The 21,340-nt window shown below is 71.2% G+C and carries 19 protein-coding genes; 6 read left to right on the forward strand and 13 right to left on the reverse strand.

Annotated elements, in window-relative coordinates:
* Nucleotides 1-224 precede the first annotated feature (224 nt).
* The 3 genes from WMF36_RS37250 to WMF36_RS37260 all read left to right on the forward strand — a co-directional run bounded on the left by WMF36_RS37250 (nucleotide 225) and on the right by WMF36_RS37260 (nucleotide 2,415).
* Nucleotides 225-629: a hypothetical protein gene (locus WMF36_RS37250; RefSeq protein ID WP_437575573.1), complete on the forward strand. Its 405-nt coding sequence runs from the start codon at nucleotides 225-227 to the stop codon at nucleotides 627-629.
* 179 nt (nucleotides 630-808) lie between these two features.
* Nucleotides 809-1,030 carry a hypothetical protein gene (locus WMF36_RS37255; protein WP_437575574.1) on the forward strand — a complete coding sequence of 74 codons (222 nt, stop codon included), beginning with the start codon at nucleotides 809-811 and terminating at the stop codon, nucleotides 1,028-1,030.
* A 47-nt stretch (nucleotides 1,031-1,077) separates the two neighbouring features.
* Complete coding sequence (locus tag WMF36_RS37260) at nucleotides 1,078-2,415, forward strand: hypothetical protein (protein ID WP_437575575.1); 1,338 nt, start codon at nucleotides 1,078-1,080, stop codon at nucleotides 2,413-2,415.
* 54 nt (nucleotides 2,416-2,469) lie between these two features.
* Here WMF36_RS37260 and WMF36_RS37265 read toward each other — a convergent pair whose 3' ends face one another.
* From WMF36_RS37265 to WMF36_RS37280, 4 genes are all read right to left on the reverse strand, one after another.
* Nucleotides 2,470-2,601 (reverse strand): hypothetical protein, encoded by a 132-nt coding sequence (locus WMF36_RS37265; RefSeq protein ID WP_437575576.1) that lies wholly within the window; start codon nucleotides 2,599-2,601, stop codon nucleotides 2,470-2,472.
* Nucleotides 2,602-2,652: 51 nt separating this feature from the next.
* On the reverse strand, nucleotides 2,653-3,456 hold the full coding sequence (locus WMF36_RS37270; protein WP_437575577.1) for a hypothetical protein: 804 nt from the start codon (nucleotides 3,454-3,456) through the stop codon (nucleotides 2,653-2,655).
* Between the two features lie 302 nt (nucleotides 3,457-3,758).
* Nucleotides 3,759-7,748, reverse strand: a complete 3,990-nt coding sequence (locus WMF36_RS37275; protein WP_437582005.1) for a serine/threonine-protein kinase — start codon at nucleotides 7,746-7,748, stop codon at nucleotides 3,759-3,761.
* Nucleotides 7,639-8,286 carry a zinc-binding dehydrogenase gene (locus tag WMF36_RS37280; RefSeq protein ID WP_437582006.1) on the reverse strand — a complete coding sequence of 216 codons (648 nt, stop codon included), beginning with the start codon at nucleotides 8,284-8,286 and terminating at the stop codon, nucleotides 7,639-7,641. The genes WMF36_RS37275 and WMF36_RS37280 overlap by 110 nt, the downstream gene beginning before the upstream one ends.
* Between WMF36_RS37280 and WMF36_RS37285 the strand changes: the two genes are divergently transcribed.
* Both WMF36_RS37285 and WMF36_RS37290 read left to right on the forward strand, forming a co-directional pair.
* Complete coding sequence (locus WMF36_RS37285) at nucleotides 8,255-8,467, forward strand: hypothetical protein (protein WP_437575578.1); 213 nt, start codon at nucleotides 8,255-8,257, stop codon at nucleotides 8,465-8,467. The genes WMF36_RS37280 and WMF36_RS37285 overlap by 32 nt on opposite strands.
* Before the next feature lie 231 nt (nucleotides 8,468-8,698).
* Nucleotides 8,699-9,070 carry a hypothetical protein gene (locus WMF36_RS37290; RefSeq protein WP_437480966.1) on the forward strand — a complete coding sequence of 124 codons (372 nt, stop codon included), beginning with the start codon at nucleotides 8,699-8,701 and terminating at the stop codon, nucleotides 9,068-9,070.
* Nucleotides 9,071-9,296: 226 nt separating this feature from the next.
* On the opposite strand, the gene WMF36_RS37295 is transcribed toward WMF36_RS37290, so the two are convergent.
* Nucleotides 9,297-9,917 (reverse strand): LamG domain-containing protein, encoded by a 621-nt coding sequence (locus WMF36_RS37295; RefSeq protein WP_437575579.1) that lies wholly within the window; start codon nucleotides 9,915-9,917, stop codon nucleotides 9,297-9,299.
* Nucleotides 9,918-10,403: 486 nt separating this feature from the next.
* Between WMF36_RS37295 and WMF36_RS37300 the strand changes: the two genes are divergently transcribed.
* A complete protein-coding gene (locus WMF36_RS37300) occupies nucleotides 10,404-12,431 on the forward strand; it encodes a hypothetical protein (RefSeq protein ID WP_437575580.1) in 2,028 nt (675 codons plus the stop codon).
* 117 nt (nucleotides 12,432-12,548) lie between these two features.
* Here WMF36_RS37300 and WMF36_RS37305 read toward each other — a convergent pair whose 3' ends face one another.
* The 8 genes from WMF36_RS37305 to WMF36_RS37340 form a co-directional block, all read right to left on the reverse strand.
* The gene (locus tag WMF36_RS37305; protein WP_437575581.1) at nucleotides 12,549-13,421 is read right to left on the reverse strand and encodes a DNA-formamidopyrimidine glycosylase family protein; all 873 of its coding nucleotides are present in this window, start codon (nucleotides 13,419-13,421) and stop codon (nucleotides 12,549-12,551) included.
* Between the two features lie 79 nt (nucleotides 13,422-13,500).
* A complete protein-coding gene (locus WMF36_RS37310; protein ID WP_437575582.1) occupies nucleotides 13,501-16,317 on the reverse strand; it encodes a hypothetical protein in 2,817 nt (938 codons plus the stop codon).
* A gap of 89 nt (nucleotides 16,318-16,406) precedes the next feature.
* Nucleotides 16,407-17,090 carry a vanadium-dependent haloperoxidase gene (locus tag WMF36_RS37315; RefSeq protein WP_437575583.1) on the reverse strand — a complete coding sequence of 228 codons (684 nt, stop codon included), beginning with the start codon at nucleotides 17,088-17,090 and terminating at the stop codon, nucleotides 16,407-16,409.
* A 40-nt stretch (nucleotides 17,091-17,130) separates the two neighbouring features.
* Entirely contained in the window at nucleotides 17,131-17,832 is a 702-nt protein-coding gene (locus WMF36_RS37320) for a phytanoyl-CoA dioxygenase family protein (protein ID WP_437575584.1), read from the reverse strand.
* Nucleotides 17,833-17,891: 59 nt separating this feature from the next.
* Nucleotides 17,892-18,191: a hypothetical protein gene (locus WMF36_RS37325; RefSeq protein ID WP_437480986.1), complete on the reverse strand. Its 300-nt coding sequence runs from the start codon at nucleotides 18,189-18,191 to the stop codon at nucleotides 17,892-17,894.
* A 211-nt stretch (nucleotides 18,192-18,402) separates the two neighbouring features.
* The gene (locus tag WMF36_RS37330; protein WP_437575585.1) at nucleotides 18,403-19,512 is read right to left on the reverse strand and encodes a PAS domain-containing protein; all 1,110 of its coding nucleotides are present in this window, start codon (nucleotides 19,510-19,512) and stop codon (nucleotides 18,403-18,405) included.
* Nucleotides 19,513-19,738: 226 nt separating this feature from the next.
* Nucleotides 19,739-19,879: a hypothetical protein gene (locus tag WMF36_RS37335; RefSeq protein WP_437575586.1), complete on the reverse strand. Its 141-nt coding sequence runs from the start codon at nucleotides 19,877-19,879 to the stop codon at nucleotides 19,739-19,741.
* 338 nt (nucleotides 19,880-20,217) lie between these two features.
* Entirely contained in the window at nucleotides 20,218-20,946 is a 729-nt protein-coding gene (locus WMF36_RS37340) for a hypothetical protein (RefSeq protein ID WP_437575587.1), read from the reverse strand.
* Nucleotides 20,947-21,340 lie beyond the last annotated feature (394 nt).

Raw genomic sequence — 21,340 nt, forward strand, 5'->3', positions numbered from 1 at the left:
CGCTTCGCTCCCCAGCGATCGAGGAGCGCGGGGCATTGAGATGACGGGAGATGACGGGAGATGACGGGAGATGACGGGAGAAAAGAGGACCGCTGGGGCGCGGGGGACGCAAGGGACCGGAGCGGATGGGGGGGATTGCCCCAGGCACGAAACGCGGCTTCGGGAGACCCCACCGGAGGTGAATGACAGGAGACTCCTGAGCCCGGTTGCGGTATGAACGGACCATGGAGATCAAAGACCTGTCCGACTTCCTGCGCGCCGATCCTCGCTTCACCACCCGTCGCAAATGGCTGATCTTGAGCGAGCTTGTCTACACCCCCACGGGTGAGAAGGTGGAGGAAGGCTTCCGCTATTTCACCTGCTCCGTCGAAGCGCTCACCGCCGCCCTGGAGAGGCGGGACTTCGCCGCCATCGCGAAGCTCCCCTTCGCCCTCGACGATGAGGGCGAGCCGGACACCTCCGCCGTGCGCCTGGATCTCGCCTACACAGCGTCCGGTGCCTTCGCCGCCTTCCAGCCCGTGGAGTTTCGCGAACACGTGCCCACGTGCCTGTCAGCGTCCATGGTCCTCGAGGGGGCCGAGGCCCGGGCGCTCCGCGACACGCTGCGGGAAATCGACCAGTCTGCCTAGAGCGACAAGCCGCGGCATTTGTTGGCAATCCGAGGAATTCGGTAGTATGGGCTTGGGTCATACCTCGAGCCCCCGCTGAAATTCTTGGTATGCTGGAATTGCATTGCGCGGACGCTGCTCTCGGGAGCCCCCCATGCGTTCCTCGTGAGCTCTTCCCCACGAAGATCCGCTGCACCGCCATGTCCATCCCCTACCCCCTGGGCAATGGCTGGTTCGGCGGCGCCTTGCCTCTGATCGTCATCACCGCGTCGACCTGGGCCACGACCACGTTCGGGACTGGCACCATCTACACGGGCCTTATTTATCCCATCTTTGTCTTCGTGGTCACGTTGATCGCGGGCGGTTTATTCCTCCACAGGACCAGGGATCACCGCATCGACGCCGACCTCCACGAGACGTGACCAGGACTGAACCCGCGTACCCGATTCATCGCCAGAGGAGATTTTTCATGAGCACCTGGAAGACGCCTAGCGCAACTCTCGTCGTCTCGCTCGCGCTGGCCGGAGTTGCTGCGCCGGCCACGAGCAAAGCGCAAACGGCGGATCCGCCTCAGCAGGCTGCGCCAGCCGAGCCCGCGGCCGCGCCGCCCCCCGTGGTGGAGCCTCCTTCTGCTCCTCCTCCGGTCGAGCAGAAGAAGCCCGAAGACAAGCCTCTCGTGCGTGTCTACGGCATCGTCAAGCCCACGATCGTCGTGGGGAACGGCCTCGAGTCCTTCGGCAACCCGAACTACGTCGCCCCCACGGCCGCGGCGAACCCGCTGTTCCTCTCCCATCCAGATGCCGTCGGCCTGAGCTTTCAGGCGCAGCAGACGCGCCTTGGCGTGGCCGTCGGGGAGGGCACGCCCGTGAAGGCGCAGGTCGAGGTCGATTTCGTGGATTTCGCCAAGTCCTCGCCGGCTCAGGCGGCGACCATTCGCATGCGTCAGGCTTATGTGGAGTGGTCTCCTGCCGACGGGCACAAGCTCACGCTCGGTCAGGCCTGGGATCTGTTCTCGCCGCTGAACACGCACACGTACAACATCGTGGGTGGGCTCTTTCAGTCCGGAAACTCGGGCTTCGTGCGTCACCAGTTCATCTACCTCGCGAACCTCGGCAGCGTCGAGGTGGGCGCCGCGCTCGGTCTGGTCAGCCAGAACGTCACGGCCATCCTCAACAACGTCGAGTACTCGCGCACGCCCACCTTCGCGCTGCGCGCGAGCTATCGCGCCGAGAAGGCGGCATGGGTGGGCGCCTCGCTGATCGGCACGCAGCTGGCCTTCGACGCGAACCTGCCGACCGAAGAGGGGCGGCTCGCGGTGGGTGGCAACCTGTTCGCCGAAGTCACGTCCGGTTCGCTGAACGTGCGGGCCGAGGCGTACGGCGGTCAGAACCTCGCCAACCTGGGCCTCCTGACGCTCGGGCAAGGCTACAGCACGAACGACGTCACCGAGGTAGGCGGCTGGGTGTCGGGGAAGCTCACGTTCGACCTCCACTCTGTGCACCTCGTCGCGGGGGCCGCGATGGTGCTCAACACCGACGACATGCGGCTCGGCTACACGCCCGCAAGAGCGGCGACGGCCGAAGCGCCGGCCACCCCTCTCGCGCGCGTGGGCGGCAATGGCCCCGGCTTCGAGCGCAACGTGACCGTGCGCGGGGGCTACGCCTTCGCGCCCATGAAGGGGCTCTCGATCGTGCTCGAGCCCTCCGTGATGCTCACGCGCCACAAGCTCGGTCCTGACGACGCAGCGCTGACGGACGCCGACCGCCTGGGCTGGGGCGTCGAGACGGGCGGCATCTACCAGTTCTGACGGCCCTCGCGCCGGCGCGCGCTGGAGCTGTCCCGGTCGCTCGGGCCGGGGTTCTCAGCTCCAGTGCGCGGTCAGATCGAGGCCGGCGTCGTCATCGCCGCCGCCGCCGATGACGCGTTGGCGGACGTGGTTGGCGCCGCCGAGCTCGGGGAGCTGCTCGCAGGAGCCGATGACCTCGGTCCACATGGTCTCGTCGAAGCCATGGCAGCCGCTCCGCGTGACGAGTGAAGGACGGGATCAGCGCAGCGCCGTGGTGATGACATAGCGCGTCTTGCCCGAGTCCGGATCGTCGCAGTCCTTGTAATACTGCCCGGGCGGGTGGAGCTTGCTGCAATGGTCCTGGCAGCTGCCGACGATCTCGATCATCCCGCAGGGCTCGACGTCGTCCCCCGGCTCGTCCACGCTCCCCGCGGCGCAATCGCGCTGCGCCGCGCGCGACGCCTCGGCGTTCGCCTCGTTGTAGCAGGCGCGCAGGTACGGCGTCTCCGCGAAGAGATCTCCCCAGAAGGCGCCCTCGACATGAGGATACGCCTCGCGCTCGTCCCGGCCGACCTCGTGGCGCAGCGGGGTCTGATGCGATCGCATCGAGATGACGACCGACACGCCATAACGGTTCGTCCGGGCCGCCAGACAGGCGGAGACGACCTGCTTGCCGGCCGCGCCGAGCGGGCCGTCACCCCACGTGTCGGCGAGGCCGAGCTCCCCGTGATAGACCTCGTTGTGGGTCGTGCCCGCCGCGTCGGTCCAGGAGAAGCTGAAAGCCTGGGACGCGTCGAGCGCGCAGCTGACCGTGTATTTCACGAGCATCCGGAAGAGAGCGCCGCCCGCTCCGGAATCCTGCAGCGCGGAGGCTGCCGCCGGGCTCAATGCATTGTAGCTCAGCGCATTGTAGCTCAACGCATTGTAGCTCAACGCATTGTAGCTCAACGCATTGTAGCTCAACGCATTGCCGCTCACGAGCGCGTCAGCGCTCGAGTCGATATTCGCTGCTTCGCCATCCGCTTCGAGCGCCAGCTCGGGCGCGATGCAGCCGGTAGCCACGAGAAGGATGCCAACGCATCCAAGCACAGCCTTGGTTTTCACGTGATGAGACCTCGGTAGCGAGCCAAGGAGAGCGCTCCCGCTCCCCGATCACAGCACGCCCTCCGGCACGTCGCTCAACACAACGACAGCCGGGAACTCTCCACGTCTATGAACATCGTACGTCGATTCACTTCGTCTGTCAGCTCTTAAATCGACGTTCCGTGCGGATTCTCCCGTGGGAAAGCGGCGCGTGGTTCCGCGTGGTTCCGCGTAGTTCCGCGTGGTTCCGTTCAGCCGCGCTCAATTGCGTTCAACCGCGCTCAACCGCGTTCAATTGCGTTCAGTTCCGACCCGTTCCGACCCGTTCCGACCCACTGCGCCGCGAGCTCCAGTGTGCGGGCGTTGTCCGGGACGTGGGAGAGAAAGCGCCTGCGCCACTCGGGGTCACGGACGCTGGCGGCCCGGTCGAGCAGCTTGTCGCGCGCCGAGGAGATGGCCGCGGCGGCCCGCGGCGCGTCGCCGACCGCGGAGAACGCCTCGGCGTGGACCAGCCGGATCATCGACTCGCCCTCTTCGAGCCCGCCGAGCGACTCGAGCGCGGCCAGGGCCTCACCGGCGGCCGCGAGCGCCTCGGCGGCGCGCCCCAGCCCGATGAGCGCCCGCGCGCGGAGCGCCGTGGCCGCGACGCGAAACGGCGACGCGCTCTCCAGCGCCTCGGCGAGGCGCGCCTCGCGCTCCGCGACCCCGAAATCGCCGGCGAGCAGGGCGATCTTCGCCAGGTACGAGCGCGACACCACCTCGGCGCGCGGATCGCCGAGCCGCTGGCTCGACGCGAGGGCCGCCTCCTCGACGGCCCGCGCCTCGGCGAGCCTGCCGCGGTAGGCGAGGACCTGCCCCAGGCTGGCCTGCGCCGCCGTCACCGCCTCGTGGAGGCCCATCCGGTCGGCGGCCTCCAGTACGGAGCGCAGCGCCGCCTCGGCGCCGCCGAAGTCGCCGAGCTCGCCGTAGGAGTAGCCCAGGTTCGCGCGGGTGATGCACGCGTTGCGCCGGTCACCGACCTGCTCGAACGCCGCGAGCGCGGCCTCCAGGCCGGTGACGCACGCGCCGGGATCGCCCCCGCTCATGGCGCGGAAGGCCCGCGCCTGGTGGAGCCCCGCGACCACCTCGGCGCCGGCGCCGCTCGACGCCCCGTCGCTGAGGGCGCGCTCCACCTCCGCGATGAGCGCGTCGACGACCGCAGGCCGCCCGGCAAAGGCCAGGGTCGAGGCGCCCGCGCAGAGGCACGTGCTCCTCGCGCTCTCCGCGCCCTCCAGCGCGGGCGCGCCGATCGCCGCGCCCACCCGCCGCTCCACGCGATCGAAGCCGCCCAGCTTGCTCGCCGCGGCGACGACCTGCGCGATGGCCGTGAACCACGGCGCCGAGCCGGGCGTGAGGTGCTCCACCGCCTCCGTCCCCCGCTCCTCGGCGAGCGCGAGGTCGCCCCGCCACACGTGCGCCTCGGCCTGGACCAGCCGGAGCGCCCCCACCACCGCGGGCTCCGGTGCGCACGCGAGCCCGCGCTCGGCCCGCGCGATCGCGGCGCCGAGGTCGTTGCCCTCCAGGGCGTGCTGCGCCGCGCGCAGGTACGCCGCCGCGGCGCGCGGGGGCACGGCGCCGCGCTCGAAGTGCTCGGCGAGCGCCATCGCGTCGGGCTCGCCCGCGCGCTCCAGCCAGTCGCCCGCCAGCGCGTGGCCCAGCCGCCGGTCGCCCTCGGTCAGCATGCCGTACGCCGCCTCGCGCACCAGCGCGTGGCGGAAGCGGTACTCGACCTCGCCCCGCAGCCGCCCGGGCCCGCGCCGGTGGATCACCTCGCGCCGCTCCAGCTCCGAGAGCCAGCGCGTGACCCCGGCGCCCCCGAGCAGCGCGCTCACCCCGCTCGGCCAGAACGCCTGGCCGAACACGCTCGCCGCCCGCAGCACGCGCCGCGCCTCCGCGTCGAGCGCCTCGATGCGCGCCTGCACCATCGCCAGCACCGTCTCGGGCAGGTCCGCGCCGTGACCGGCCGCCACCGCCCGGACCTGCTCTTCGAGGTAGAACGGGTTGCCGTCGGCCCGGTCCACCAGCGTGGCCACGATCTCCGCGCTCACCTCGTCGCCCAGCGCCGCGCGCACAAGCCGCTCGCTCGCCCGCCGCGTGAGCGGCGGCAGCATCATCTGGTTGCCGAAGCGGCCCTTCGACAGCCCGGGGAAGATCTCGTGCACCTCGGGCCGACCCAGCCCGAGCACGAGGAACGGCAGGTCCTTCAGGCTCCGGAGCGCCGCCTCCACCATCGTCACCGTGGGGAGGTCGCCCCACTGGAGGTCCTCGAGGATCAGCACCACCGGCTGCTTCGCGCACTCGGCCCGGATGAACTCTTCCCACGACAGCCGCAGCTGATCGCCCATCAGCTGCCGGTTGCGCCGCGCGGCGCCGACCTGGATGTCGTCGTCCGGGAACGGCGCGCCCACCAGCTCGCCGAGGAAGGCGCTGACCCGCCCCACGTCGAGCTCCGGGTGGCGCTCGACCCGCGCCCTCACCTTGCGCCGCCGCTCCTCGAGCGGCTCGCCGTCGACGATGCCCATCACGCCCCGCAGCGCGCGCGACAGCAGCCCGAACGCCGAGCCCGAGCTCATCGGGTCGCCCTGGCCGAACCACACCTCCACGCTTTCGCCATGGGAGCCGCTGGCGCCGCTGGCGCCGTGAGCTCCGCTGGCGCCGTGAGCTCCGCTGGCGCCGTGGTCTCTGCGCCCGCCGAGGTCCCCTCGCGCCCCGCGCGCCGATACCTTCTCGAGGAACTCCTGCCGCAGCCGCGACTTGCCCATCCCCGCCGCCGCGACCACCAGCAGCGCGCCCGAGGTCGACTCCTCGACGCTTCGCTCGAGCTCCGCGGTCAGCACCGCGAGCTCCCGCTCCCGCCCGACGCACGCCACCGGCTTGCCCAGCAGCGCCGGCGCGGTCGCCACCCTGAGGTCGTCGCGCGCCCCGTGCAGGAAGCGCGCGCCGCCCTCGCTGCTCGTCTCGAACCGGCCGCCCAGCAGCCCCGCCGTCACCTCGTCGATGCGCACCGCGGCCGCGGGCGCCGGCTCGCCTCGCGCCGGCAACAGCTGCACCGCCCGGTCGATGAGCTCGCCCATCGGGATGCGCGACGTGAGCTCCGCCCGCCCCGTGACGAGCGAGACCGTCGCCCCCCCGAGCAGCGCGCGCAGCGCCAGCGCGCAGCGCGCCGCCTGCGCCGCGAGATCCGTGGCCGCCTCGGCGCTCGTCAGCACCACGAGCGGCGAGCGCGCGTCGATGAGCTCGATCTGGCCCTGGTAGCGCGCCGCGAGCGCGCGCAGCTCCTCGGCGCGCTCCAGCGCCCGCGCCTGCTCCTCCTCGTGCGAGCGCGTCTCCTCGTCGGGCTCCGAGCGCTCGTGCGCGAGCACGAGGCACGTGACGCGCCGCTCGCTGCTCGTGAGCTCCAGGACGCGCACCGGCGCGGCGGGCTCGCTCCCGGCCGCCGCGCACAGGCTGCGGAGGTCGATCGCGCCGAGCGCCTCGGCCACGGCCGCGCCGTCGCGGGGCCGCTCGTCGGGCTGCTTCGCGAGCAGGCTGGCGACCAGGGCGTCGAGCTGCTCCGGCAGCTCGGGGCGGAGCTCGCGGACGCGCGGCGGCTCGTCGAGGAGCACCTTGACCAGCACCGCGAGGGCCCCGACGCCCTGGAACGCGGCGCGCCCGGTGAGGCACTTGAAGAGCACGCAGCCGAGCGCGAACACGTCGGCGCGGGCGTCGACGCTCCGCTCGCCGCGCGCCTGCTCGGGCGCCATGTACTCCGGGGTCCCGAGGACGGTGCCCGGCATCGTGAGCTGCTGATCGATCCGGAAGCGCGCGATCCCGAAGTCGAGCACCATCACCCGGTCGAGCCGCCCCTCGGCGAGCAGCAGGTTGCTCGGCTTGAGGTCGCGGTGCACGACGCCCTGCCGGTGGAGGGCGCCGACCGTCTCCGCCACGCGCGCGACGACATCGACGCTCTCGGCCGGGGTGAGCCCCCTCTGGACCATGCGCTCGGCGAGCGTCTCGCCGGAGAGCCACTCCATCACCAGATACGGCTTGCCGTCCGCCGTGAGGCCGTGAGCGATGTACCGGACCACACCGGGGATGCGCAGCGCCGAGAGCGTCTGCACCTCGCAGGAGAAGCGGCGGAGCTCACTCTTGCCGGCGCGGCGAAGCACCTTGAGAGCCACCGTGTCGCCGCTGGACAGGTCGCGCGATCGGTAGACGTGGCCCATCCCACCCGAACCCGCGAGGGCCTCGATCTCGAACCGCGCGTCGACGATCTCTCCCACCTGCATCAACGGCCGTGGATCCAGCGATATCACGCGCGCGGCCCTCCTGGGCCGGATCCACGCCTGGATGGGCGCGCGGACTCCCCTCGTGGCGTGCGCGTCCGGGTCGGTCGCGCGATGCGATGCGTCGCGGGTGAAGCCGCTCGAAGAACCCACGCCCGGGGAGGAACGGTGCTCCGCACGTGCGGCATGCCCGGGAAACCACGGTATCGCGTATCACCGCTTGGTGCGCAAGATCACCAGACGACGCGTCGAGCGTGGGTGCGCCACCCACGAGGAGGGTTTCTGTGATGGGCGGACCGCTTCGGAGCAGGCGGGCGAGCCGCCTCCTGTGTAGTCCGATACCCACAGCGGGCGACCGCGCTGTCCCGCTGGACGCGTCATGCGCCGCCGTGATGACCACGCTCCCCTTCTTGCGTCCCGTCCCGACCTGCCGGTGAGCCCCGGCCATCGGTTCCAGTGGATAGCGTCTATCGATGACCGGCTTCAGCTCACCCGCCTCGATCAGCTATCGAATGAGCGTCAGCGCCTCGATCGTCTCGGTCGACATGGCAGACACGCGCTCTTGCCGCCCGCCATCGACGTCCGCGCTCATCGCGCTCGGCGACCACGAGATCCATTTTCAGCAGATTTTTCCCACGGCGACGCGGATGGCGCCGGAAACGCCGCGGCGAGGACATCATGAGTGAAGTTTTTCTCTCCAGACGTTATCTGCGCCCGGTGGTGCTCGCGGGCTCGCTCGACGGTTGAAGATTTTCCCCCCGGACCTCGTCTGCGCCCCGGTGGTGTTCGCAGGCTCGCCCGGCGGTCATGGTGTGTTGACATCCAGCCACGGAGCTGCGATGAATTGGCTGAGCTTGCCCTTACCTGACAGGAGACGTCGGATGTCGATGAGCAAGAGCTTGATGAGTGCCGTGTTGATGAGCGTCGGCATTGCCTTTGCGGGCGCGGCGTGGGCCGCGGGCGGGACGGCGGACGTCCCCGCTTCTGTTGCCGAGGGGAAAGATTTCGGCTGTGGTGCAAAAGGACAGAAGCCCTGTCCGATGCAGGGCTGGATGAAGACGGTGATGCAGTCGGCGACCACGAGCGGCGACGGCGCGAAGATCGCGTCGGCGCTGGAGTACGTGGCGGCGAAGCCGCCGCCCGGGATGCCCAAGTGGGTCGCGATCTCGAAGGACGGCGTGGAGAAGGCCAAGAAGGGCGACATCGACGGCGCCAAGGCGAGCTGCAAGACCTGCCACGATCTGTACAAGGCGGAGTACAAGGCCAAGCTCCGCGACGCCGCCTTCTGAGGCGTCTCTCTCTTCCCTCTCCTCCCCCTGTCGCGCCGAACGCGCGCTCTCCTGGTAGCCCTGGCCGTACCCGCCGGGGCTCGCCGCTGTCACCCGAAAAGCCGCTCGCGCGGCCCTGGCCGCACCCGCCGGGGCTCGGTCCGCGGGCGCGGGCCGCCGCTCCCCGTCGCCGTCCCCCCTCGGTTGCCGCTGCTCCCCGCTGGGGCAGGCGCACGGCCCGCGCCGCTCAGCAGGCGTCGTTGCCGGCGGCCGCGCAGATCTCCTGGGGCGCGAGCGTCCGGCCGAAGACGCGGAGGCTGTCGAGCAAGCCGTCGAGCTCGTCCTTGCCCGAGGGCTCTTCCGAGCCGATGAAGATGGGCTGTTCGCCCGAGGCGATCACCGCCCCGGAGGAGCTCCGGTCGATCTCGACGCCGTTCACGTAGAGGCTCTGCGTCTGGCCGTCCGAGAGACACGCGATGTGCGTCCACTCGCCTGGAACGAGGGAGTGAGGCACGTTCCGCTCGACCCCCATCGTGCAGCGGATCTCCCCGCCCGCCATCAGGAAGATCGAGGGCTTCCCGCCGCTGTCGATCACGGCATATCGCCCGCTCTCCGGCAGGGTGGCCGGCTTGATCCAGACATCGATGGTCATGGCAGGGGCGGTCCACGCGGCGTCATGGCGGAATTCGAGGCTGCTCCCCCGCGTCACCCTGAGCGCCTGGCCGCCCTTGCCGGGCTCGTATCTCAGGTTCTGCGCCCGCTCGGGCTTGAACTGGTGCCGGGAGCCGTCGTTGGGGTCCCCCTCGAACGCGAAGCACGCGATCAGCGACGGATCTGACGCGTCGCACAGCGCCGCGGGTTCCTCCACCGGCTCTTTCGCGGGCTCCTCGGCAGGAACCTCGGCGGGAACCTCGGCGGGTTCTTCCGCGGGTGCGTTCCCCGGCGCCTCGGCGGGGGCTTCACCGAGGCCTCCGAGGGTATCGTCCTCCGCGGGTTTTTCGGGTCGAGGCTCGGATCGTTCTGGCTGGCCGGTGCCTCTCGTGTCGAGGGCACAGCCCGGCAGCGACAGCAGCACAACGGCCATGCCGGCCAGGCAATGGGGTGAACGACGGGAGGAGCAAATCATACTGCGTTTCCTGCGGTCGACAGCATAGACCTAAAAACCGCGCCGTGTCACCGAGAGTCGCACGAGGGACCACTCCAGCCGCTCTGCAGCCTCGCTCTCCGGAACATCGAGAGCATAACTTTTCATGATCGACCTCCCAGGCCTTTCGTGCAAAGGCACCTTATGAACACCAGGATTGCTGCGCTCGATACCGACCGGCGACCGGGACGCGCGCCTCGCCGGCGCACCATGGCCCTCTGGCCCCTCCTGCTGCTCGCGGTAACGTGGCTTCCGGGCGGCTGCGACAGGGAAGCTTCCGGGGTTTCTCCTCCTGCGGAAACGCCGGACGGCGGCGGCGGGACGGCCGCGCCGGGGTGCGCGCCCGGCGAGCTCACGACGGCTGCGGGGTGCGAGCCCGCGGGCATTCCGCTTGAGGCCTGCGGCGCCGGCTTCACGCCGGGCGACCGCGCGTGCGCGCCCGTCCTGCCGCCCGCGCCCTGCCCGGCCGGGACGATGGCCGTGCCGGGGGAGATCGCCTGTCGCGAGGTCGCGCCGTGCGGCGAGGGGGCGTGGGGCGACCTCCCGGTGGACGAGCAGACCCAGTTCGTCGACGCCGCCTATGCAGGGACCGACTCCGACGGCACCGAGGCGAGGCCCTGGGCGACCCTCGGTGACGGCCTCGTCGCCGCCGCGCCCGGCGCGATCGTCGCGGTCGCGGCGGGGACCTATGCAGAGGACGTGATCGTCGACAGGCCGGTACGGCTGTGGGGGAGGTGCCCGGCGAGGGTCGAGATCGCCGGGGCCGGGCCGGACACGGGCGCAGCCATCTCCGTCGGCGCGGGCGCCGACGCGACCGAGGTACGGGGGGTCGCGGTCCGCAGCGCGGGCGTGGGCATCGTGGTCTCGGGATCCAGCGGTGTCGTGGTCGAGCAGGTGTGGGTGCACGGCACGGGCGCCCAGGGCGTCAAGGTGTACAACGAGCACGGCCCGGCGCAGCTCACCGTCCGCGGCTCGCTGATCGAAGAGGCCCATACGGTCGGCGCGCACAGCGCGGGAGCCGAGCTCGTCCTCGAGTCGTCGGTCGTGCGAGGCACCCTCGAGTCCGGCGAGTCGCGAGGGACGGGCGTCGGCGCCAACAGGGGAGAAGGCGATGCGCCGGCCTCGGTCACGGTGCGCGCCTCCGTGGTCGAGCAGAGCCGCGGAACCGGCGTCTACGTGATCGCCTCCGAGGCGACCGTCGAGGACAGCGTGATCCGCGACAGCACCGGGATCGACACCGACGCCGCGGGGATGGGCGTGTTCGTGAGCCTGAACAGCCGGGGCCGGCCGGGCGAGGTGGCCATCCAGCGCAGCGTCATCGAGGGCAACGAGGAGGCGGGGATCTTCGTCCAGGGCTCGTCTGCCATCGTCGAGGACACGATCGTGCGCGATACGAGGCCTTACCCGGGCAAGGTGGAGACAGGGTGGGGTATCTACATCATCGCCGACGTAGAGGGCGGCCTGCGCTCCGAGGCGACCCTGAAGCGCGTCGTGGTCGAGCGAAGTCGCGACGCGGGCGTCGTGATCCTGGGCTCCGGCGCCGCGCTCGACGGCTTGCTCGTGCGCGACACCCTCCCGCGCGACAGCGACGAGGGGAACGGCATCGGGCTCGCGGTGGCGTCCCGCGGCGCGCTGCACGGCGACATCACGGCGCGCGGCGCCGTCATCGAGGGGAGCCGCACCGTGGGTGTCTTCATCGATGGAGCCGACGCGACGCTGGAAGGGGTCGCGGTCCGCCGCACGCTCCCTCGCGCCTCGGACGATCGCTTCGGCCGGGGCATCGAGGTCCACTCGCTCGGACCGCAGGCCGGGCGGGGCCGCCTCGCGCTCCGGTCGTCGCTCGTCGAGGAGAGCGTCGAGTCGGGCCTCGTGATCTTCGGGTCGACAGCCACCGTGGAAGACACGACCGTCCGCGGCACCCGGAGCTCATTCGATGGGTTCCTGGGAAACGGTGTCACGATCACCAAGGACCTCGGCGACGCCGAGGCGACGTTGACCGGCGTGCGCATCGAGGGGAACGACGGCGCGGCCGTCGCGAGCTTCGGCGCCTCGGTGGCGCTCGAGCGCACCACGCTCGAGTGCAACTTCATCGATCTCAATGTCGAGACGGAGCTCGGCACGGCGGGGAAGATCACCGACGGCGGCCAGAACCAGTGCGGCTGTCAGGGCGCGAGCATCCCGTGCAGGGCCAAGAGCGAGGGGCTCGCGCCGCCGGCCCCGCTGCCCGAGACGCTGTAGCGGACCGCCTCGTCACCGAGCCCCTGTGAAGCTCCCGTGATCACGGGGAGGATCATGGAGTGTGGAGCGCGCGGAGGCGCGCGCGAGCCGAGCGCGCTCTCCCGGGTCGCCGGCGCCTCACCCCGGCGCGCGCTTGCCGCGGCGGAGCTCCGCGGCCGCGCCCTTCCGCTCCTCCGGCTGGCACGTCGGGCAGAAGATCGCGTCGTACCCGTGGACGCTCGCGCGACGGAGCTTGTCGCCGCAGCGCGGGCACGGCTGGCCCGGGCGCCCGCGGACCTTGAGGAAGTCGCGCAGCTTCTCGTCGAGCGCCGGCGCCCGCCGGGCGATCGTCCGGGTCGCGTCGCCGAGGACGCGGGCGACCGCCGCGTGGAGGCTGTCGAGCTCCCCCTCGGAGAGGCTCTTGACCGTGGCCTTCGGGTGGATCTGCGCCTCGAAGAGCACCTCGTCGGCATACGCGTTTCCCATGGAGTCGAGCGCCGCCTTGTCCATCAGGAAGTCCTTGACGAGGCCGGGCCGCCCGCTCGCGGCGGCGCGGAACGCCTCCGGCGTGAACACCCGCGGATCGAGGACGTCGAGGCCCACCCGCTCGAGCCCGGGGATCTTGTCGTAGTCGCCCCGCGCGAGCACGTAGACCTTGCCCATCTGCACCTCGTCGCGATACCGCAGCTCGCGCCCGTCCTTCAGGGCCAGCGAGAAGGCGAGATCGGTCGGGATCCGCGTCTCCCCCGGCAGCGTGATCGAGAACCGCCCCGCCAGCATCGGGGCGATCACGAGATCGAGCGCGCGCGCCCCGGCGAGCTCGAACACCACGGCGTGCGCACGGCGCGTCACGCGCCGGAGCTCCACGCCCGAAAGGAGGGCGTCGAGGCGCTCCGGGAGCAGGACGCGCAGCACCACCGGGCTGTCGACCCGGGCCGCCGCCACGATCGCGCCCGCGAGCTCGCGCGCGAGGATCGGGACGACGTACTCCAGGTCGGGGCGCTCCGGCACGACCCCAGGATACCGATCTCACCGCGGAGGTCGCGTACGACCTCCGATCGGGCAGAAAAGAAATGCGGCGACGCGCTGCTCAGGCGCTGATCTGCGGAGCCTCCTCCTCGCCGCGCGCGACCTCCCCGCCGTCGCGCTCCTCCGGCTGTCGATCGCCCTCGGCCACGAGATCCTGGCTGCGCGCGAGCGCGTACACGGCGCGGATCCGCGCCGGCGCGAGGGCCGGCCCGGGCTCGGGGTTCAGGAGCACGGCGCCGTCGTCGAGCTCCACCGCCACCGGGATCACGCCCCGGGGCTCGAGCGCCGCCCGGAGATCCTCGAAGGCGATCGCGCCGTCCGCGCGCTCCGCCCGGCCGAGCGGCGGCGCCTCGACGCGCACGAGATCCTGCCCGCCCTCGTCGAGGATCTCATCGTAAAGAGTCGTTACTCCCGGCACGAAGGCGCTGTGGACCATGAAATAGTTCTTGATGCGCTCGGTGCTGACGAGGCTGAGCCGCAGCCGATCCGGCCCGGCGAAGCCGCACCTGCCGGCGTCGAGCAGGCACCGGACGTGCTCGCCCTTGGCCACCGAGGAGAACTCCGCGAGCACGTGCAGCCGCGCGCCGTGCGCGAGCTCGCCGCTCTCCAGCGCCCGCGCGAAGCGGATGAGCCGCATCGCCGTGCGCGCGTCGCGATCGAGCCCCTCGGGCTCGCTCAGGAACACCGCCGCGGAGGCCGGCGTCCCGCGCGCCGCGCAGCGCACCGCGAGCGAGGCGAGGTCGTGCCCGTGCTGCGTGTACACCGTCGCGCTGCCGCCGCGCGGGAGCGGGAGCGTCGCCCCGTTCGATCCCGGCGGCGCGCCCTCCGGCGCGAGCGTCACGCCGAGCGAGGCGAGCCGATCGGTGAGCGGCATCCGCTCGTCGCCGCGCTCCCCGAGGACGAGCGTCACCTCGATCCCCGGGACGAACTGCGCGAGCGCGTGCAGCAGCGAGGGCAGCGCGGGGCTGTATCCGACGATCAGCACCCGCTTGATGCGGCTGCGGCGCAGCGAGAGCGTCGCCGCCCACGTCCGCGCCGCCCCCGCGCCGTCCGCGCCCGCCCCCGCGCCGTCCGCGCCCGCCCCCGCGCCGTCCGCGCCCGCCCCCGCGCCGTCCGCGCCCGCCCCCGCGCCGTCCGCGCCCGCCCCCGCGCCGTCCGCGCCCGCCCCCGCGCCGTCCGTGCCCGCCCCCGCGCCGTCCGCCCCCGCGGCGGGCGCGATCCCGCGGCCCATGAGGAGCTCTCGCCCGTAGCGCCGGAGGGGCGCGTAGGTGGCCGACACGCCGATGAGCCCCCGGAGCCGCCGCGCCGGCACCCGGCCCGCCCGCGCGCCGAGCGCCCACGCGGGTGACCCCTCGACCGGATCGAGCAGCGGGTTCAGCCACTGCACGAGCCCCTCCGCCGGCACGAGCTCGCCCTCCCGGCGCTCCGGCACCGCCTCGCCGAGGAAGACGCCCGCGAGGATCACGTTGTTCTGGCAGGCCGCGCGCGCCATGCGCGAGAACGAGATCTCGCCGCCCGGCCCCTCGCCGAGCGCGGCGACGGTCCGCGCCGCTTGCTCGCCCAGGAAGATGTGCGTGTAGAACTCCGACCCGTCGGCGGTCATGAGGTCGGTGTAGAGCGACTCCACGCCCGGCGTGATCAGGTGCTGGCACAGGAAGAAGCCGAGGAACCGCTGCATGTCGAGCGGATACGTCCCCGGCCCGCCCACCGCCTGGAGGAGGTCGCGGTTCTTGCTCTCCTGCACCTCGACGAACACGTGGCCGCGCCGGTTCTGCATCCGGAACGAGGAGAGGGTCATGGCCGTCACGGCGTCGGCGTCGGGCCCCGCGTCGGGCCGCGCGAGGATCAGCGCCCGCTTCACCCCGGCGGCGCCCACGAGCCCGAGCGCCTCGGGCTGCGCGCTGTCCCCCTTGCGGTAGGCCACCCAGCGCATCCTCGGCGCGTAGAGGTACGCGGGCGGGTCGTTCTCGGTGCCGAGGAGCGCCATCCGCGGGAACGCGTGCCGGGTCGGCGGGGGCCCGCGGCGGACGAGCCACACCCAGAGCTCCGAGAGCCGGAGGCTCCGGAGCGCCCGGTGGCGCTCGTACAGCCGGACGAACTCCTGCACCAGCATCTCCGCCTCGTGCACCGGACCGATCACGAGCGTGTGCCCCGCGTAGCCGACCGGCCGCCGCCGCGCCGCGCGCACGACCTGGTCGACCACGTTGGCGCCGATGCCGATGATGAACGACGTGATGAAGACGCCCACCATCGTGAGGCCGAGCGAGATGACGGCGACGAGGGGGTGCACCCGGAGGTTCGCGACGAGGTTGTCGGCGCTCTCGAGCTGCCGGAAGGACCACCAGATCCGGTCGATGAAGGTGGTGTCAGGGACCGGGCCGCGGCCGTCGTAGTCGTGCGCGACAGCGAGGTGGCTGAGCAGCACCGACGCGCCGAACGCGAGCCCCCAGACGGCCAGCGTGACGAGCCCGAACTGCTCGAGCAGCTCGCGCCGGGTCAGGATCGCGTAGAGGTCGATCGCGATCTCGCGCGTGAAGCGCAGGAGCAGGAAGAGCCGCGAGAGCCGCAGCACCGGCAGGGCGTGGGCGGCGTGCGCGTCGAGCAGCTGCTCGAGCGGCAGGAAGCTGAGCCAGGCGAGGACGTCGAAGGCGAAGAGGAGGACGTCGAGGCGCGACCGCTCGCGCCCGCGCTGGCGCAGGAGGGCGGCCCGGAGCAGGAGCTCCACGCCGAAGATCCCGAGGAAGTACGGGCGGAGCTCGTCTTCGAGGCCCTGGATGGGCAGCACCGAGACGAGGATCAGGAGCGAGAGCGCGGCCTTGACGGGGCGGGTCTCCAGCCCGGCGGCGAGGCGGAGGAGCAGGGGCAGGCGGGGCGCCATGGGCGCGAGGATAGAGGAAAGGCGACCGCGCGCGCGGCCGTCTCCGGGCGGTCCGGGAGGCGCCTCGGCGCGCCGCGCTCAGCGGGCCGTCAAGGGAGCGGCCGGATGATCCTGTCAAAGACGGCGTTTCCGACCTCTTTGCCCAGACGGATCCCGGCAACTGCATCGAACCTCCAGTGGACGCCCAGGTAGATGCGGCTCGACGCGTTCTCCTGAGACGCCTGGCTGAAGCTGGAATAGCAGCGGTCCATCTCGGGGCGGACATTGCCCTGCGCGTCCGTCGTTATCCCGTTGAACTCGTCGGAGATGATGCAGAAATTCATGCGATCTGTACCATAGTAGCGGGTCAACACCTGGAACATGGCAGTCCCGAAGCTCGAGTGCCCAGAGACGTACGCCGGGAACGATGGCGTCATGCGCGACGGGCCCTGGTTGCTGCCGGGGCTTCCGACGGGCGTCCACCTCCGGTCAGCTATCGTGAACGGGTTCCCGTCCCTGTCGGCATGACGGATCCCGACGATGGGCCTCCAGAAGTCGTAAGCGCGACGGCGTTCCAGTCGAGTACCGCGTCTCTGTTCGGCGGATCTCCGTGCCCTTCCGGCGCGTGCGCGGACGCTCGACCTCCGAGCAGACAGGTGGCTGCGACAGCGAAGGAGATGGGCATCCATCTCGCGATTGAGCAATTCATGAAAGGCTGCTTTGATCGAGTCCTCGAGGACGATCATCGCAGGAATGCGCTCCGGCTTCGGCCTGCCCCTCGTCTCCGCCGACATCGCCCGCCTGTCGCGTCGTGACAGCGCGGCCGGTCGCGTCTCATACCCCCGGCGAAGTCCACCGGCGCACGGTCGGACGCGCGAACGCGTAGAGCGCGTCGAGCGCGCGACGAGGAGGCGCCCGGAGGTAGGTCGCGCGGTGAATGGACCACGCGTGAAAGACGCATGCATCCCCGGCTCGCAAGGCGACGCGCGCGGCGTTCGGCATGTCCGGCGTGGTCCGATCGGCGCCTCGGCGGATCCGGAGCTCATCCGGAGTGTCCCAGCGGGCGTGGGATCCGGGGACGATCTCGAGCCGGTCGTCGTCCTCGAGCGCCAACCGGAAGTGCACCGACGTCGTCGTCGCGACGATGGCGCGCTCGACCTCGGGATCGGCCTGGCCGAGCTGGCTGTCTCGATGCCAGTCCCCGTCCCAGTCCCGCCTGGTCGGCTCGTGGTAATAGTGCGCGTCCTTCAGGCGCGGCGTGTCCTCCTCCCCTGGACGCGCCAGGCCGGAGAGCAGCGCGCAGACGCGTGGGGAGCCGACGAACGCAGCGATGCGCTCCAGCGCACCTGGGTCGTCCTGAAAGCAGGCCACGCCCTCGGTGAAGAGCGAGATCCTCGGGGTCGAGTGCCCCGTCTCCCGGGAGAGCGCTCGTGTGTGCAGGAGCGCGACGTCGCACGCGCGACGGAGCTCGGCGCGCCCCTCGGCGCCGAGGAAATCGCGCACGACGAAGAAGCCTCGCGCGCGGAAAGCGTCCATTCGATCTCTCGTTGAAATGCTCATCATGACCTCGCGGCAGTCGAGCTCGCGAAGATCACTCAATGGACGGTCCGAGGCCCACGCATCGCCAGCGCGACGAGGGGATCGTGGGGAAACGGTCGCTGACGAAGCGGACTCGATACGATGACGCATGCGAGCCGCCCCGCGATCTCGAACGTCGCGAGCGCGGCCGGCGCGCCGAAATACGCTATCGGCACGAGATCGACGCCACGCGCGGGCGCCGGCGCGGAACGCTCGTCGAGGATCCGCGCGAGGGCCCTCTGGTAGCTCTCGCCGGTCCTGGCCATCCTGGCCCGAACGTCCGCGCGCAGCTTCTTGTGGTGGTGACGGTTCCCCATCGGGCCTGTCCAGGTGATCTGCCGAGATCGATCCTTGTCGGCCGGCACCGACGGGAGAGCGGCAGCGTCACGAACCGGGACCACCGAAGGGCAGCGCCCTCTTCGCCCCTCGCGCGAGCCGTGCCGGCGGCAGGCGAGGAGCCGGGCTCGGAGCAGCCCGATAGGCGCAGTATTCGCCGGACCAGGGCCGATGTCAACGCGCCGCGGGCGTCTACGTGCGTCCGCCCAGCGTGCGCCCGATGCAGTGCCTGAGGCCCGCCTGGAGGTCGGAGAGCGTCGTGATCTCGGAGAGGTCGAGCCCGAGCGAGACGACCGTCTGGGCGACGCTCGGCCGGATCCCGGTGATGATCCCCTCGGCGCCGAGGAGCCGGATCGCGCGGACCAGCTCGACGAGGTAGCTCGCGGTCTTCGTGTCGACCGCCTCGACCCCGGTCAGGTCCAGGAGCGCGAAGCGGGCCTGGGTGCGCACGACCGCCTGGAGCAGGCTGTCCATCACCTCCGCGGTCCTCGCGCTGTCGACCACGCCGATCATCGGGAGCGCCAGCACGCCGCTCCAGACCTGGAGGATGGGCGTCGAGAGCTGGCGGATGACCTGCTGCTGCCGCTCGATGAGCGAGAGCCGCTCCCGGAGCTCCTGCTCCGCGCGCCGCGACTCGGTGAGATCGAGGGTGATGCCGACCACCCCGTCCACCTCGCCCCCCTCGCCTCGGACCGGGACGAACCAGTTCTCGATGGGCTTTCCGTTCGCTTCCATGACGTTGTGGATCGGCTCCCCTCGAAGGGCAGTGCGCAACCCCACGGTCTCGTGCTCCTTGTAGAGGTCGAAATTGTTCAGCCCGACGAGCTGTCCTGGCTTCATGCCGGCCGACGCGAGCGCCTTGCCGTCATAGTAGGTGAACACGCCGCGGCCGTCGGAGGCCCAGACGACGACATCGAGGTTGTCGACGACGGCGCGGAGGATCGCCTGCTGCTCCGCCTGGCGCCGGGACGCCTCGATCTCGGCCGTCACGTCGCGGCCGATGCACAGTACGCCTGCCGCCTCGCCCCGGGGATCGAGCACGCGGTGGTGAGCCCACGCGCACGCCACCTGGCCCCCGTCGCTCCGGGCGTGGCGCAGGCGCCGTTCCCCGCTGTCCTCATCGAGCAGGCGCCGCCATAACCCCTCGTCCTCGGGCGTGGGCAGCAGGTCGGCGATCGGCCGGCCGATCGCGTCCTCTCTCGAGATGCCGAGCTGTCGCGCGGCGCTCTCGTTCCACCCCGTGATCGCGAGATCCAGGCCGTATTCGACCACCGCGAGCGGCGATCGGGCAAGAGTGTGCACGTGTTCCCTCATCTTCAGGAGCGCCGCCCGCCGGCTGCCGGGGGCCTTCGCTGCGCGCCAGCGTACCCCTGAGCCCCGTCGGCAGATCAAGTTCCTCTCAGCGGCTACGCGGGCGCGAAGGCCACATCAACTCACGGCGCCCGCGCGCGTCTGGCAAAGGGCGTGCGACGCAGCGCGCCAGGGGCCGCCGCGCGACGAACAGCGGCCCCTCGGGCCTCCCCGCTTCCTACAGCAGTCGATTTTCACCCAGGCGGCGGAGCGCGAACGCGATGCTGCTCTGTAGGCTCCCTTTCACCACGATGGATTGCAGCTCGACATCGAGCTCGACCACCATCCGCGCCACCTCGGGGCGAATGCCCGTGAGCACCGCCTACGCTCCGATGAGCCGCAGCGCTGCCGCCGCGCTCACCAGCATGGCGGCAACGCCGCTATCGACGACCCTCACGCCGGTGACGTCGAGGATCACCACCGCTGCGTGGCACCTTTGCGCCCGCTGGAGCGCGGTCTCGAGTACGTCTTCATGACGCCTGTCAGCGAGAGATCGTTCAAGATGCCATGCTCGTGCCTGAGCTTGGCGAGCCCCCTCAGGTGCGGGCGAGCCCCCTTGGGAAGCTTGATCACCACCGGTACGTGTATCGACATTCCGGTAGCCACGGTACAGCACGGCCGGCGCTGAGCGCCGGCGCCGCTGGTCGAGCTGTCGAGTTACGGCGAGCCGCCGCCGGCGCCGCCCGAGCTGCCGAAGCCGCCGGCGCCGCCGACGCCGACGCCCGAGCTGCCGTAGCCGCCGGCGCCGCCGACGCCGACGCTCGAGGCGGATTCGTAGCCGCCCGCGCCTCCGGCGCCGCCCGCATTCTGGGAGCCGTAGTACTCGTCCGGATGTTCGTAGACGTCGATGCCGAGGTTCAGCTTGCCGTTGAGCCACAGCGCGCTGTCCCCGATACCGAACTGATACTGAGCCCAGGTCGTCGAATGCGGCGAGACGTAGACGTAGATGGACTCCGACGATAGCAGCGTCGCCTCGACCTCCGTCACCGTGCCGCCCTCGACCTTCTCGAAGCTCCACCCTGGAAGCAGGCTGACGGAGTACGAGCCCTGCTCGAGATCGACGACGATGGACGCCGCGTCGGGATCTTCGTCCTCGCTATTGATCGTCAAGACAGTTCCGCCGCTGGTCCCGGCGCCGGAACCGCCGGCGCCGACAGTGACGGTTACGGTCGACCCCTCGTCGTACCAGTAGTAGCTGCTCCGGATCTGGAACGTGGCGTCGCGGAGCCGATAGCGCGCTCCGGATTGCGCCTCCGCCGCGAGCGGCAAGCTGAGCGATCCGAGCGCCGCATCCTCATCAGGTTGCGACATGCAACCGCCGAGCCCCACCACGAACGCCACGCCGGCTGCCGCGAGCGACCCAAAACCTCTGAACCTCTTGTTCATTCTTTATCTCCTCCCAAGCTACCGCTCGGGGCTGGCGGCTCCGTGTGCCACGATCTGCCGCCGGTCCCGAGCACGAGCACACCTGGGAGCAATTCGCGAACCAACCCGGATTTTCGGCTTTCCGCGCGCTCCTTTCGACGGTCACCAGCCAGTGTGGCTCATCTTGGCTCATGCGACTTGTGCCAGTGGACAGCCCCTGCTCCTCGCCCGGGGTGATGCAGGAGGCGGGCATGCCCGCCCGGGTGGCCACGCTGCTCGCCTCTTTCGACGAGGCGATCGCCCGCGGCGCGCTGGATGTGGCCCCCCGCAGGCGCGCGCCCGTCGACCGGAGACCGGACGTCCTCGCTTGCGCCAGATCGCCTACGCTGACCTCCCGGCATCCGCCGGAAGGAGG

It is taken from the genome of Sorangium sp. So ce887 (genome assembly GCF_051521455.1).
In the GTDB taxonomy this organism is placed as follows: domain Bacteria; phylum Myxococcota_A; class Polyangia; order Polyangiales; family Polyangiaceae; genus Sorangium.

Bases quoted from the DNA above. Each gene is read 5' to 3' on its own strand.
- WMF36_RS37250 (WP_437575573.1), top strand. From the start codon at position 225: ATGGAGATCAAAGACCTGTCCGACTTCCTGCGCGCCGATCCTCGCTTC.
- WMF36_RS37255 (WP_437575574.1), top strand. From the start codon at position 809: ATGTCCATCCCCTACCCCCTGGGCAATGGCTGGTTCGGCGGCGCCTTG.
- WMF36_RS37260 (WP_437575575.1), top strand. From the start codon at position 1,078: ATGAGCACCTGGAAGACGCCTAGCGCAACTCTCGTCGTCTCGCTCGCG.
- WMF36_RS37265 (WP_437575576.1), bottom strand. From the start codon at position 2,601: ATGTGGACCGAGGTCATCGGCTCCTGCGAGCAGCTCCCCGAGCTCGGC.
- WMF36_RS37285 (WP_437575578.1), top strand. From the start codon at position 8,255: ATGACCGGCTTCAGCTCACCCGCCTCGATCAGCTATCGAATGAGCGTC.
- WMF36_RS37290 (WP_437480966.1), top strand. From the start codon at position 8,699: ATGAGCGTCGGCATTGCCTTTGCGGGCGCGGCGTGGGCCGCGGGCGGG.
- WMF36_RS37300 (WP_437575580.1), top strand. From the start codon at position 10,404: ATGGCCCTCTGGCCCCTCCTGCTGCTCGCGGTAACGTGGCTTCCGGGC.
- WMF36_RS37310 (WP_437575582.1), bottom strand. From the start codon at position 16,317: ATGGCGCCCCGCCTGCCCCTGCTCCTCCGCCTCGCCGCCGGGCTGGAG.
- WMF36_RS37315 (WP_437575583.1), bottom strand. From the start codon at position 17,090: ATGTCGGCGGAGACGAGGGGCAGGCCGAAGCCGGAGCGCATTCCTGCG.
- WMF36_RS37320 (WP_437575584.1), bottom strand. From the start codon at position 17,832: ATGGACGCTTTCCGCGCGCGAGGCTTCTTCGTCGTGCGCGATTTCCTC.
- WMF36_RS37325 (WP_437480986.1), bottom strand. From the start codon at position 18,191: ATGGGGAACCGTCACCACCACAAGAAGCTGCGCGCGGACGTTCGGGCC.
- WMF36_RS37340 (WP_437575587.1), bottom strand. From the start codon at position 20,946: ATGAACAAGAGGTTCAGAGGTTTTGGGTCGCTCGCGGCAGCCGGCGTG.